Here is a 13,308-nt window from a genome sequence, read left to right as displayed (position 1 = left end):
TTAGAATATTTTAATTAATTAGTAATCAAATTAGTATAATATGTTTATTGAACCTTCTCTTGCAGGAGGGCGGAGGGGCTGGATTGAAGTAATTTGCGGCTCTATGTTTTCGGGGAAAACCGAAGAACTGATCCGCCGGCTCAAACGGGTACGTATCGCCAATTTAAAAGTAGAAATATTCAAGCCTGCGGTAGATACCCGGTATGATGAAGGAAATATTACTTCCCATGATGAGAATAAAATCATTTCCACGCCTATAGAAAATTCCCAGCAAATACTGCTGCTGGCCCAGGAAGTAGATGTGGTGGGTATTGATGAGGCCCAGTTTTTTGATGATGAGTTACCGAATGTATGTGATCAGCTGGCGCTTCGCGGGGTACGTGTTATCATTGCAGGGCTGGATATGGATTTTACAGGAAAACCATTTGGGCAAATGCCCTTCCTGCTGGCAAAGGCAGATTATATTACGAAGTTACACGCCATCTGTGTAAAGTGCGGTCATATTGCCAATTACTCTTACCGTAAATCGGCGTCGAAAGAAACGTTGTTGCTGGGAGAGAAAGATCTGTATGAGCCGAGATGCAGGCACTGTTATTACGAGAACGTATGATAAAGTAAAAGGAAGGTTACTGACCGTCCTTTTACTTATACCCGTTGTTTTACTTTAAAGGTAAATTTTTTCTGGGTAAGATAGCTGAAAGTTACCACCAGTGCAGTAGTACAGATCTTACCTACTGTGGCATAAAAGTGTAGCTGATCTACAAATATCTTCATTAATAAATAGTTCAGTACAATACAGATCCCCACCAGCATGAAGTAACGGAACAATTGTACGCGCCCGCGTAAATTGGATTCAGAGAATACTACATATTTGCTGAGCAGGAAACCGGTGGGAAAGGTAACGGCCATTGACATGAAGAGGGCGGCGATATGCGCGCTCATACTAACCGGTCCCAGGTGCACCATCTGCTGGTGCAATACAAAGTTATAACACACATAATACAGGCATATATCCAATACAGTATTGCCCCCGCCACATGCGAGGTAGCGAAAGGTTTGCCAGGGCATCACCTTCGAAAAGGGCTGGTAAAAGAACTGAAGGATCTGTAATATGATGTTACGTAACATAATTAAAATTGGCGCAAAGTTATGCGTTTTCGGGTTTTTTCGGAAACACTTTAACGAAAGTTAACAACTGTTTTGGCTTATCTTAACATATTCCTTTTTTTCCAGGCAGATTCACGTGGATTGTTGCTGACAGCCGCTTCCTGTAAATTTATATTGTTTTGCTGCCATACGTATGCAGCCAGGATAGCCGCCAGTTTATTGATGTCTGTTTCGTTTGTAAGCAGCGACTGTGGCGTAAAGTATTTATTGATAAAGTTGGTATCGAAATTACCTTCAATGAACGCGGGCTGCTGCAATGCCCATTTACCGAAAGGCAGGGTGGTTTTGATCCCTTTTACCTGGTATTCTTCAATGGCGCGGATCAGGCGAAGCCGGGCTTCTTCCCGGTTGCTGCCCCAGGCGATGAGCTTGGCAATCATAGGATCGTAGTAGATGGGAATATCCATTCCCTGCTCGTATCCGTCATCCACTCTTACGCCGTAACCCTGCGGACGGATATAGGTTTCCAGTTTACCGGTATCCGGCAAAAAGTTATTGCCCGGATCTTCCGCGCAGATGCGCAGTTCAATAGCATGACCATTTATTTTCAGGCTTTCCTGGGTAAAAGACAGCTTTTCTCCCCGGGCTATTTTAATCTGTTCTTTTACGAGGTCGAGGCCGGTGATCAGCTCTGTAACCGGATGCTCCACCTGCAGGCGGGTATTCATTTCCAGGAAGTAGAAGTTCAGTTGTTCATCTACCAGGAATTCTACGGTGCCGGCGCCATAATAGTTACAGGCCTTGGCTACATCTACGGCACATTGTCCCATAGCGGCGCGGATAGCCGGTGTGAGACAGGACGACGGCGCCTCTTCAATCAGCTTCTGATGGCGTCTTTGAATAGAACACTCCCTTTCAAATAAATATACGCAGTTACCGTGGCGGTCGCCCAGTACCTGTATTTCTATATGGCGGGGCGACCCCACATACTTCTCTATAAATACAGCATCGTCGCCAAAGGCGCTAAGGGCTTCACTTTTAGCCATTCTGATCTGTTCATCCAGTTCTCCAGGTGTATTTACCACCCTCATCCCTTTACCACCACCGCCGGCGGATGCTTTGATCAGGATAGGAAAGCCTGTTTTCTTTACTACCTCCCTGGCTTCGTCCACACTGCGTAAAGGCGTTTCTGTGCCAGGCACCATAGGTACGCCAAATTTCTGTGCGGCCTGTTTGGCAGCCAGCTTACTGCCCATTACCTCAATGGAAGCGGCAGACGGGCCAATGAACGTAATACCGGCATCAGTTACCTGTTGCGCAAAGCGGGCATTTTCACTCAAAAAACCATACCCCGGGTGAATGCCATCCGCTCCTTTCTCTTTCGCCACGGCAATTATTTTTTCGCCCAGCAGGTAAGATTGACTGGAAGGTGCAGGACCAATGCAAACGGCTTCATCTGCGTATTGTACAAAAGGCATGGTACGATCAGCTTCGGAATATACCGCCACTGTTTTTATCCCCATTTCACGCGCAGAACGCATGATACGTAATGCAATCTCTCCCCGATTGGCAACCAGAATTTTCTTCATCAGCAGTTTGCTTTTAACAAGGCCCCTTTGTTATGGGCATGTCATTTTTTAATGAGGGGTTAAATATACTTAAAAATGGCTAACGGCTGAAAGCTAATTGTGAATAACTATCTTTGCGCCTGATCATGAAAAAAAGCAATCCTATACATCAGACATTCACCCTTGTAAAAAAGGATCTTACACTGGAATTACGCCAGCAGTATGCTTTTTATGGGGTACTGCTCTATATCGTGTCTACTGTTTTTGTTATCAACCTGATGATGGGAAGACCAGACGACAAAGTATGGAATGCCCTGTTCTGGGTGATACAGCTGTTTGTGGCGGTGAATGCGGTCGCTAAAAGTTTTATGCAGGAAAGCCGGGGCCGGCTCCTGTATTTCTATTCCCTGGTGAATCCACGTTGTTTTATTGCGGCCAAACTGATCTATAATGTGATATTGATGACCCTCATGAGCATTATTGCATTGGTTTGCAGTATTGCTTTCCTGGGGAATCCCATCATCAACCCCGTTTATTTTGTAGGCATGGTGCTATTGGGCGGTACCAGCATCTCCCTGCTGTTTACCATGCTGGCGGCTATTGCGGCCCAGGCTAATCATAATGCCGCCCTGATGGCGGTGATGGGCTTTCCGCTGATCATGCCGGTGCTCATGCTGCTGGCCAACATCTCTTTGTCTGCCTTTGTAACGGTATATCAGCCGGAACTGCCTAAAATGTTTCTCTTACTAGGGGGAATGGATATACTGGTTATAGCCCTGACAATGATCCTTTTCCCTTTTTTGTGGAAAGACTGATATTAGAAATATCAAACAAAAAGCTCACTTCTGTAAAGGATATTTAACGGGGAATTACAGCCGTTGGATAAACTTAAAATCCCCGAAAATCTTTGTGATTAGGTTTAAAACGTGTAGGTTTGCCCCCGAATATAGCTATTAAAAAATGGCCAGACATTGGTGGAAAGCATTAGCGATACTGCTTCTTTTATATGTAATTATCGCCGGGTTCACTGTTAAAATACCTATAATAGGAACCAACGGACAATCATCCCGCGGATTGTTCTTTCACGTACCGATGTGGATATGTATGTATACCATGTACACCATATCTATTGTCAACTCCCTGCTTTATTTGTCGAAATATGATTTAAGGAAAGATGTACTCGCCTCCAGCGCTGCCGGAATAGGTACTTTCTTTGGCGTATTGGGCTTTGCAACGGGTACCCTCTGGGCTACCTATACCTGGGGTGGTACGCTTACAGACGATCCCAAACAGATGTGTACGGCCATCGCCATTCTTATCTACATGGCTTACCTGGTGCTGCGCATGTCGATCCACGACCTCGACAAACGGGCACGGATATCCGCAGTCTTTAACATTTTTGCCTTCGCATTGCTGATACCATTAACCTATATCATCCCCCGCATGGTGGATTCCCTGCATCCGGGAAGCGCTACCACACCAGGCTTTGCATCAAAAGATACCGATGGCTCCATGAAACTGGTGTTGTACCCGGCCTTTATCGGCTGGACCCTGCTGAGTGTGTGGATATTCACGCTGGTAGTACGTTATAGGAAATTACAGCTTAAAAATATTTTTAAATGATCAATAGAGCGTTTTCATTTTGCCTGACCCTGGCCCTGCTATTCATTTCGGTACTGGCAAATGCACAACAGCAGGATACAGAGAAAGGAGCGATCAACGAATTCTTCCGAAGCAACGATAAAATTTATGTTATCGTTGGTGTTTTAGTGATCATCTTCCTGGGAATCGTGTTATTTCTTATCAATCTGGACAGAAAGATCGGTAAGCTGGAAGAAAAAGATAAAAACCAGTAACCCAAAAACGTTTAAAATCTAATCGTTATACCAAAACAATAATTTTTATGTCGCAAGATCAGCATTATAGCTTCTTCCAGAGTGTGGAGAAAAGCTTCGACAAAGCAGCTGCGTTCACCAAATGGGACAAAGGTATCCTGGAGCAGATCAAGGCCTGCAACGCCGTTTACCAGATCAAATTCCCGGTGAGAATAGGCGATTCTGTACAGGTAATTGAAGCTTACCGCGTACAACATTCACATCATAAACTTCCCTGTAAAGGTGGTATCCGCTTCAGCGATGAAGTAAACCAGGACGAAGTAATGGCACTGGCATCCCTGATGACCTACAAATGCGCCATTGTGAACGTACCGTTTGGTGGTGCCAAAGGTGGTTTGAAAATCAACCCCCGCAACTATACGCCCTTCCAGCTGGAAGCGATTACCCGTCGTTATACCGCGGAACTGGTGAAGAAAAACTTTATCGGACCAGGCACAGATGTTCCTGCTCCTGACTACGGCACCGGCGAAAGAGAAATGAGCTGGATCCTGGATACTTACATGAGCTTACGCCCTGGTGAAATAGATGGTTATGGTTGCGTTACCGGTAAACCTGTATCACAGGGCGGTGTGCGTGGCCGTACCGAAGCAACCGGTTTGGGTGTATTCTACGGCTTACGCGAACTGTGTAACATTAAGGAAGATATGGATCGCCTTGGTCTTACTACCGGTATAGAAGGAAAAAGAGTAATTGTGCAGGGCATGGGTAACGTAGGTTATCACGCTGCCAAATACTTCCACGAAGCCGGCGCTAAAGTAGTTTGCCTGATCGAGTGGGATGGTGCTATCTATAACGAACAGGGTATGAATCCTGATGAAGTACTGATGCACAAAAAAGCGACCGGTTCTATCGTAAACTTCGCCGGTGCTACCAACCTGAATAAAAATACAGATGGTCTGGAACTGGATTGTGAAATCCTGATCCCTGCTGCCCTGGAAAATGTAATTGATAAACACAACGCTCCCAACGTTAAAGCAAAGATCATCGGTGAAGCAGCAAATGGTCCTTTAACACCGGAAGCAGACGAAATCCTGAATAAGAAAGGGGTGATTGTTGTTCCGGATATGTTCCTGAACGCCGGCGGTGTAACCGTTTCCTATTTCGAATGGCTGAAAAACCTCAGCCATGTGCGCTACGGCCGTTTGGGCAAACGCTTCGATGAGAATATGAACATCCATATCCTGCAAACCATCGAAGAGCTGACCGGCAAAACCGTTTCTGATAAAGAAAGAAAATTCATTGCACACGGTGCGGATGAAGTGGACCTGGTATATTCCGGCCTGGAAGAAACCATGCACGCTGCACTCCATGAAGTACGCGACGTAATGATGGCTAACCCGCAGATCCATGATATGCGTACAGCCGCTTACGTAGTAGCCATTAATAAAGTTGGTGCTGCTTACGAGCAATTGGGTATTTTCCCTTGATGCGAGTGCGTAGGGCGCCTTCGGCGCTGGAAATTGTCTTGGAGCAGGATTACGCTGATTAACCGTGATTTTAAGGATTTGATCACTTTTGATTTTTTTGATTAAATATTTTGGGGAGATAAAAGCGAATATATCCGCTTATATCTCCCCAAATCTTTTAAAAATCAAAAGTGATCAAATCCTTAAAATCACGGTTAATCAGCGTAATCCTGCTCCAAGACAATTTCCAGCGCCGAAGGCGCTCTTAGCCAAACCCCGGCAACTCATGCAGGAACCGCCATTTATTTTCAGCCGCCACATAATTACCGCAAAAGGTGTTCACACCGTTGGTGATCACCAGGTAGGTAGCCGGGATCACCATGTTATAGCGGATCACCTGCTGCATAGTATGCTCGGTGAGCGGTACATTCATTTCTTTACATTCCACCAGCATCCAGGGTTGTGTTGCACGGTTGTAGATCACGATGTCGTATCGCTTTTTCATCTCTCCCAAAAAAATTTCCTTTTCAATACCTATCAGGGAAGCAGGATATTCCAGCACTTTTACCAGGTAATTCAGAAAGTTTTGTCTTACCCACTCTTCCGGCGTGAGTACCACATATTTCTTACGGAAGCGGTCAAAGATGAGTTCTTTGCTGCCTTCTTTTATAATTTTAAAATCGGGTGGGGGGAAGCTGATAGCGATCAAGATATAACTGATTTTAATACTGTTGCGAAGATAGTTACATTAGGATAATATTGAGGTTAGCGAACAAAACCTTATATTTGCTTGTCAAAAAGCTATGAAGACAAAAGACGAAATTGTAGCTAACTGGCTGCCCCGCTACACGGGTGAGAAACTGGATCAATTTGGCTCCCACATCCTCCTCACCAACTTCAGTAATTACGTAACAATGTTTGCCGAATGGAACAACGTGGAAATCGTTGGTGCAGGCCGTCCTATGCAGTGTGCTACTGCCGGCGACATTACCATTATCAACTTTGGTATGGGAAGTCCGGGTGCTGCTACCGTGATGGACCTGTTGTCTGCCATCTCCCCGAAAGCGGTGTTATTTCTTGGAAAGTGCGGCGGATTAAAAAAGAAGAATAACATCGGCGACCTGATACTGCCTATCGCCGCTATCCGCGGGGAAGGTACCAGCACCGATTATTTTCCGCCGGAAGTACCTGCACTGCCTGCATTTGCTTTGCAGAAGGCCATTTCCACCACTATCCGCGATTCCGGTTACGATTACTGGACCGGCACCTGTTATACCACCAACAGGCGCGTATGGGAGCATGATGCCGTATTTAAACAATACCTGGAAAAAATAAGGGCAATGGCCGTGGATATGGAAACAGCCACTATCTTTTCTGTTGGTTTTTTTAACAAGATACCCACAGGCGCTTTATTGCTGGTATCCGATCAGCCAATGGTGCCAGAAGGCGTAAAAACGGAAGAAAGCGACAAAAAGGTGACCACCAAATTTGTGGAACGCCATCTTAAAGTGGGAATCGACTCCTTACAGAAGCTGATTGAAAGTCACCAGACCGTGAAGCATCTGCGTTTTTAGAATTGTTGTATCTTCCGGGTATGCTTTCCACGCGGATAGAGATACAGGACCTGGAGGTAACTTTCAGGTCCGGACAAACAACAACAACAGCTGTTAATCAGATTTCCCTTTCCATAGGCAAGGGTGAAATTATAGGCGTAGTAGGAGAATCCGGGTCCGGAAAATCCGTTACCGCCCTTTCGCTCATGCGACTTATTGATATGCCTGGTACCATTTCCGGTGGACAGATCCTTTACCAGGCAGCAGATGAAACAGCAGTTAACCTGCTGCAGTTGCCCGATGCTACCATGCGTAGCTACCGGGGCAACGAAATTGCCATGATTTTTCAGGAACCCATGACGGCGCTGAATCCCCTGCATACCTGCGGAGAGCAGGTGGCGGAGGCCATCCGTTTGCATACCGGCGTAAGCCGTAAAGCCGCACGGAACGAGGTGATCGCGCTTTTCGGAAAGGTAAAACTGCCTGATCCTGCCGGGATCATGGATCGTTATCCCCACGAAATTTCCGGCGGACAGAAACAGCGGGTTATGATAGCGATGGCTATCTCCTGTCATCCCCGCCTGCTGATTGCCGACGAACCCACTACAGCATTGGATGTTACCGTGCAGAAGGCAATACTGGAGCTACTCCGCGAACTACAGCAGCAGATGGGGATGAGTGTTATTTTTATTACACACGATTTAGGCGTGGTAGCGGAAATAGCGGAAAGGGTAGTGGTGATGTATAAAGGGAATATTGTGGAAGAAGGAACAGTAAGAGACGTGTTTCTGCGCCCTCAACATCCGTACACAAAGGGATTGCTGGCCTGCCGGCCCCCGTTGGATAAACGTTTGGTAAGATTGCCTGTGATCCGTGATTTTATGGAGACAGACTCACGGGGACAGATACACGAAAAATCCGGCGCCATCCGGGATGTGATGCAGTCGCTGGTAATTCCTGAAACAGCCCTTCGCCTGCGGGAGCAACAGCTGGCGGCAGCAGCGCCGTTACTGGAGGTACATCAGCTGAAAACCTGGTTTCCTGTGAAAAGGAGCATCACCGGCAAAGTACTGCAATGGGCTAAAGCGGTAGATGATGTGAGTTTCCGGGTAATTACCGGTGAAACGTTGGGGCTGGTGGGCGAATCGGGTTGTGGTAAAACCACGCTGGGCCGGTCGCTGTTAAGATTGGCAGCGCCAACGGAAGGAAGCATTATTTATAAGGGGCAGGATATACGAAGTTTGTCGGCCGGCGGGATGCGGGCGCTGCGGAAGGATATGCAGCTGATTTTCCAGGACCCTTATGCTTCGCTGAATCCGCGGAAAACCATTGGGGCAGCTATCCTGGAGCCGATGAAGGTTCACGGGCTGTATGGCACGGAGCGGCAGCAAAAAGCAAAGGTGCTGGAATTGCTGGAGAAGGTAAACCTGTTGCCCGAACATTTTAACCGTTATCCGCACGAGTTTTCCGGCGGACAGCGCCAGCGGATTGTAATAGCGCGCGCGCTGGCGGTGGAGCCATCTTTTATTATCTGTGATGAGTCGGTGGCGGCGCTGGATGTAAGCGTGCAGGCGCAGGTGCTGAACCTGCTGATCCGTTTAAGGGAAGAACTGGGCTTTACCTGTATTTTTATTTCGCACGATCTTTCCGTGGTAAGGTTTATCAGCGACCGGATGATGGTTATGCAGAAAGGAAAAATTGTAGAACAGGGGGCAGCCGACAAGGTGTATAATTACCCGGAAAATCCATATACCCAACAACTGATAGCAGCTATTCCAAAAGGAATTTAATATATAATTACCTGATTGTTATGAATTATATATCATTTTTTGATGATGTAGATAATAATCGGTAACTTTGCACCTCTAAAAATTATTCATACCGTAATATGAAACTATCACAGTTCAAATTCGATCTTCCTTTAAATCTGATCGCCCAGCACCCTACCAAGACAAGAGATGAATCACGTTTAATGGTGGTACATCGCAATACCGGCAAAATTGAGCACAAAGTATTCAAAGACATCCTCGGTTATTTCAACGACAAGGATGTAATGATTGTGAACAATACAAAGGTGTTTCCTGCAAGGTTATATGGCCGTAAAGAAAAAACAGGAGCAAAAATTGAAGTATTCCTGCTGCGTGAGCTGAACAAGCAAAACCGCCTGTGGGATGTAATTGTTGACCCGGCGCGTAAAATCCGTGTAGGCAACAAATTGTATTTTGGCGACGACGAGACGCTGGTAGCAGAGGTAATTGATAATACTACTTCAAGAGGCCGTACCATCCGTTTCTTATTCGAAGGTAATGACGAAGAATTCAAACAGGTGCTTGATCAGCTGGGAGAAACGCCGTTGCCTAAGTATATCAAACGTAAACCGGAAGATGAAGATAAAGAGCGTTATCAGACGGTGTATGCCAAGTACGAAGGCGCTGTAGCTGCACCTACTGCAGGTTTGCACTTCAGCCGTGAGTTGATCAAACGTCTGGAAATTAAAGGTGTTAAGTTTGCAGAAGTAACGCTGCACACAGGTTTAGGTACTTTCCGCCCTATTGAAGTAGAAGACCTGAGCAAACACAAAATGGACGCGGAGTATTTTCACATTGAAGAACACGCAGTGAAAGTGGTAAACAAAGCGAAAGAAGAGAACCGCAAGATCTGCGCTATTGGTACTACCTCTGTACGTGCCGTAGAATCTTCCGTAACTGCGCAAAACCACCTGAAAGCAGCTGAAGGATGGACTAACACGTTCATTCATCCGCCGTATGATTTTGCTATTCCAAATGCATTGGTAACAAACTTCCACCTGCCAAAAACCAGCCTGCTCATCATGACCTGCGCTTTTGCGGGATATGATCTGATCATGGAGGCTTATCAGCAGGCGATTAAAGAGAAATACCGTTTCTTCAGCTATGGCGATGCCATGCTGATCGTTTAATTACAAAGCATTTTCGGGGATTTTCTTATTCAGCCTGCTGGATAAGAAAATCCCCGATCTTTTTATATGGAATATAAAAAAGTTGCTATCATAGTTGCCGGCGGGTCCGGTACCCGGATGCAGAGCGCTGTTCCCAAACAGTTCCTGGAGCTATCCGGTAAACCTGTATTGTACCACACCATTGCCGCTTTCGCGGCTGCCTTTCCTGATATGGAAATTGTGCTGGTGCTTCCTGAAGCCCATTTCACTCTTGCCAACCACATCCTGCAGGCTTTTGATAAACTACCGGACATCACCATCATAAAAGGGGGAAATACCCGCTTTCATTCCGTACAGAACGGATTGCAGCAGGTGAAACACCCGGCTGTAGTATTTGTACACGACGGGGTGCGTCCGCTGGTATCCACTACGTTGATCCGTGCCTGTTATGATGCCGCGCTTATTCATGGCAGTGCTATCCCGGTGATTGATATGAAAGATAGTATCCGGGAGATATCAGGCAGTAACAATGCCGCTGTGGACCGCGACCGTTTCCGGATTATCCAGACCCCGCAAACTTTTCTTTCTGAATTAATCCTGCCTGCCTTTGAACTGCCCTATGATCCGTTGTTTACGGATGAAGCCACCGTAGTGGAACGGCTGGGGCATCCCGTGTATCTGCTGCCGGGAGAAGAATCCAATATCAAAATTACGAAACCACTGGATCTTGCTATTGCAGAGGTGTTGCTGCGGGAGCGGGGATAACCATCTACCGGACGCGGGTATACGAAAATGGAGTTATCTGGTAAATCCTGCTGCCCTTGCTTTTGCGGTGAGTAACGCCGCTGTCAGCATAAAAATGCTTCGTTTCATAAATGGTTGTTGCTATATGAAAACGGACCGACAGCGGCTTTGGTTACGCGTAATAATTATTTAGCGGAGGCTGTTTCAGACAGACCCTTATTTATTTTTGCCAGGATCTGGTGGGCTACATCCATTGCCTGCAGGCCATCGATAGCGTTTACGGCTACCGGTTTATTTTGCAGGATGCTGTCGCGGAACATTTCCAGCTCCATACGGATAGCATTGGATTGTTTTATTTCCGGGTTATCGATGGCGATGGTTTTTCTGCCGCTGTTAGTTTCAATATCCAGGGTGAATAAACCTTCGTCTTCCGGTGTTTTGAGCTTGATGATCTCTGTTTTTTTATCAAGGAAATCGATACCGATGTAAGCATCTTTCTGGAAGAGGCGCATTTTGCGCATCTTTTTCAGGGAAATGCGGCTGGAAGTAAGATTGGCAACACAACCATTATGGAATTCGATGCGTACGTTGGCGATATCCGGTGTGTCGCTCATCACAGCTACCCCGCTGGCGGAGATGCGGCTCACGGTAGATTTTACGATGCTCAGCACGATATCGATATCATGGATCATGAGATCGAGGATAACGCTTACATCTGTACCACGTGGATTGAATTCTGCCAGGCGGTGTACTTCAATAAACATGGGTTTGAGGTCATATCCCCTGAGTGCGAGATAAGCAGGATTGAATCTTTCCACATGGCCTACCTGGAATTTAATATTTGCTTCTTCCACCAGTTTAACCAGTGTTTTGGCTTCATCCATCGTATTGGTCATGGGTTTTTCCACGAATATGTGTTTGCCGTTGCGGATGGCCAGTTCACATAATTTGAAGTGGAGGGTAGTGGGCGCCACAATATCAATGGCGTCTACCGACAGTATGAGTTCTTCTGCGGTGGTATACCGCTGAATATTATATTGCTCGGAGATGCTGGTTGCATTTGCATTGTTTGGATCATAGAAGCCTACCACTTCTACGTCTTTCATAGTGGCCAGTTGAGAGAGGTGTATCTTACCTAAATGTCCTACGCCGAAGAGTCCTATTTTGAGCATATGGAAAATGAATAAATATGTGCGAAAGTAAAACACATTTCGGGATTTATATCATCCCTTCTTCCGCAAGGCTGTAATAGCCGGTTTCGGACACAATGATATGGTCCATCACCTGGATATCGAAGAGCATTCCCATATCTTTTATTCTGGTGGTAATCCGGAGATCGGCCTGGCTGGGGCGGAGACTGCCGGAGGGATGGTTATGGCAGAGTAATAACTTGGTGGCGCCCGTATCCAGTGCTTCCCGGAAAATAATGCGGGGATCTACTACGGTGCTGGTAATGCCGCCGGTACTGAGATGGCGGTAATGCAGCACCTTGTTGGCATGGCTGAGAAACAGGACATGGAATGTTTCAAAGGGCTGATCTGCAAGCATGGGCTTGAAAAACATGGCTGCATCCGATCCGTTGTTGATCACTGTTTTTTTATGGATGGTACCGGCTTGCCGCCTGCGGGCCAGCTCCATAGCGGCCAGTATGGTAACAGCCTTGGCATAACCTACGCCACGGAGTTTTTGCAGCTTTTTTACGTTTATTTTTCCCAGTTCGGAGAGATTATTATTAGCCAGGCGCAGGATTTCTTTTGCCAGTTCGAGGGCAGATTTGCTTTTATGCCCTGTATGCAGCAGGATTGCCAGCAGCTCGGCATCGCTTAGGGCCGTAGCGCCGATATTGATCAGTTTTTCTCTGGGCTTTTCATTATCAGGCCACTTATGAATAGCCAGGTGGGGAGCCGGGTTAACATCAACAAACATGACTTATTGCATTTGTCCAAATATACGAACCTATCATGACACCCTCTTCTTCCTCCACATTTTTCTTTTCCTTTTCCAGTGGATCATTATAAAATCGTTATATTCGATACCAGTCGTTATTGGAATTTTTCGGGACCTATTATCTTTTAAAACGTTATGATAATGTGATGATTATAGTTGTTTTTTAACATC

The 13,308-nt window shown here is 46.3% G+C and carries 14 protein-coding genes; 9 read left to right on the top strand and 5 right to left on the bottom strand.

Going from position 1 to position 13,308, the window contains the following annotated elements:
• Positions 1–40 precede the first annotated feature (40 nt).
• Entirely contained in the window at positions 41–610 is a 570-nt protein-coding gene (locus tag ACMXI2_RS24335) for a thymidine kinase (protein ID WP_079470861.1), read from the top strand.
• Between the two features lie 35 nt (positions 611–645).
• On the opposite strand, the gene ACMXI2_RS24330 is transcribed toward ACMXI2_RS24335, so the two are convergent.
• Together ACMXI2_RS24330 and accC are read right to left on the bottom strand one after the other, a co-directional pair.
• Positions 646–1,128, bottom strand: a complete 483-nt coding sequence (locus ACMXI2_RS24330) for a GtrA family protein (RefSeq protein ID WP_483778581.1) — start codon at positions 1,126–1,128, stop codon at positions 646–648.
• 77 nt (positions 1,129–1,205) lie between these two features.
• On the bottom strand, positions 1,206–2,696 hold the full coding sequence (accC, locus tag ACMXI2_RS24325) for an acetyl-CoA carboxylase biotin carboxylase subunit (protein WP_483778580.1): 1,491 nt from the start codon (positions 2,694–2,696) through the stop codon (positions 1,206–1,208).
• A gap of 125 nt (positions 2,697–2,821) precedes the next feature.
• On the opposite strand from accC, the gene ACMXI2_RS24320 reads away from it, so the two are divergent.
• The 4 genes from ACMXI2_RS24320 (at position 2,822) to ACMXI2_RS24305 (ending at position 5,997) form a co-directional block, all read left to right on the top strand.
• Entirely contained in the window at positions 2,822–3,490 is a 669-nt protein-coding gene (locus ACMXI2_RS24320; protein ID WP_079470858.1) for a heme exporter protein CcmB, read from the top strand.
• Positions 3,491–3,635: 145 nt separating this feature from the next.
• The gene (gene ccsA, locus ACMXI2_RS24315) at positions 3,636–4,298 is read left to right on the top strand and encodes a cytochrome c biogenesis protein CcsA (protein ID WP_483778578.1); all 663 of its coding nucleotides are present in this window, start codon (positions 3,636–3,638) and stop codon (positions 4,296–4,298) included.
• A complete protein-coding gene (locus ACMXI2_RS24310; protein WP_483778577.1) occupies positions 4,295–4,531 on the top strand; it encodes a CcmD family protein in 237 nt (78 codons plus the stop codon). Before ccsA ends, ACMXI2_RS24310 begins: the two co-directional genes overlap by 4 nt.
• Positions 4,532–4,578: 47 nt before the next feature.
• Positions 4,579–5,997 carry a Glu/Leu/Phe/Val family dehydrogenase gene (locus tag ACMXI2_RS24305; RefSeq protein WP_483778576.1) on the top strand — a complete coding sequence of 473 codons (1,419 nt, stop codon included), beginning with the start codon at positions 4,579–4,581 and terminating at the stop codon, positions 5,995–5,997.
• 244 nt (positions 5,998–6,241) lie between these two features.
• On the opposite strand, the gene ACMXI2_RS24300 is transcribed toward ACMXI2_RS24305, so the two are convergent.
• Positions 6,242–6,685, bottom strand: a complete 444-nt coding sequence (locus tag ACMXI2_RS24300) for a type I restriction enzyme HsdR N-terminal domain-containing protein (RefSeq protein WP_483778575.1) — start codon at positions 6,683–6,685, stop codon at positions 6,242–6,244.
• 94 nt (positions 6,686–6,779) lie between these two features.
• Between ACMXI2_RS24300 and ACMXI2_RS24295 the strand changes: the two genes are divergently transcribed.
• The 4 genes from ACMXI2_RS24295 (at position 6,780) to ACMXI2_RS24280 (ending at position 11,211) form a co-directional block, all read left to right on the top strand.
• A complete protein-coding gene (locus tag ACMXI2_RS24295) occupies positions 6,780–7,550 on the top strand; it encodes an AMP nucleosidase (protein WP_483778574.1) in 771 nt (256 codons plus the stop codon).
• A gap of 20 nt (positions 7,551–7,570) precedes the next feature.
• Positions 7,571–9,319 (top strand): ABC transporter ATP-binding protein, encoded by a 1,749-nt coding sequence (locus ACMXI2_RS24290; RefSeq protein ID WP_483778573.1) that lies wholly within the window; start codon positions 7,571–7,573, stop codon positions 9,317–9,319.
• 98 nt (positions 9,320–9,417) lie between these two features.
• Positions 9,418–10,467: a tRNA preQ1(34) S-adenosylmethionine ribosyltransferase-isomerase QueA gene (gene queA, locus ACMXI2_RS24285; protein ID WP_079470851.1), complete on the top strand. Its 1,050-nt coding sequence runs from the start codon at positions 9,418–9,420 to the stop codon at positions 10,465–10,467.
• A gap of 66 nt (positions 10,468–10,533) precedes the next feature.
• Positions 10,534–11,211 carry a 2-C-methyl-D-erythritol 4-phosphate cytidylyltransferase gene (locus ACMXI2_RS24280; RefSeq protein WP_483778572.1) on the top strand — a complete coding sequence of 226 codons (678 nt, stop codon included), beginning with the start codon at positions 10,534–10,536 and terminating at the stop codon, positions 11,209–11,211.
• Between the two features lie 164 nt (positions 11,212–11,375).
• Here ACMXI2_RS24280 and ACMXI2_RS24275 read toward each other — a convergent pair whose 3' ends face one another.
• Together ACMXI2_RS24275 and radC are read right to left on the bottom strand one after the other, a co-directional pair.
• Positions 11,376–12,362 (bottom strand): Gfo/Idh/MocA family protein, encoded by a 987-nt coding sequence (locus ACMXI2_RS24275; protein WP_483778571.1) that lies wholly within the window; start codon positions 12,360–12,362, stop codon positions 11,376–11,378.
• Positions 12,363–12,408: 46 nt separating this feature from the next.
• Positions 12,409–13,116, bottom strand: coding sequence for a RadC family protein (gene radC, locus ACMXI2_RS24270; protein ID WP_079470849.1), 708 nt, complete (start codon positions 13,114–13,116; stop codon positions 12,409–12,411).
• Between the last annotated feature and the right edge of the window lie 192 nt (positions 13,117–13,308).

It is taken from the genome of Chitinophaga sp. G7 BAM 1005 (genome assembly GCF_057126945.1).
Note: the sequence above shows the minus strand (reverse complement) of the source record. Positions and strands in the feature narration are given on the sequence as shown.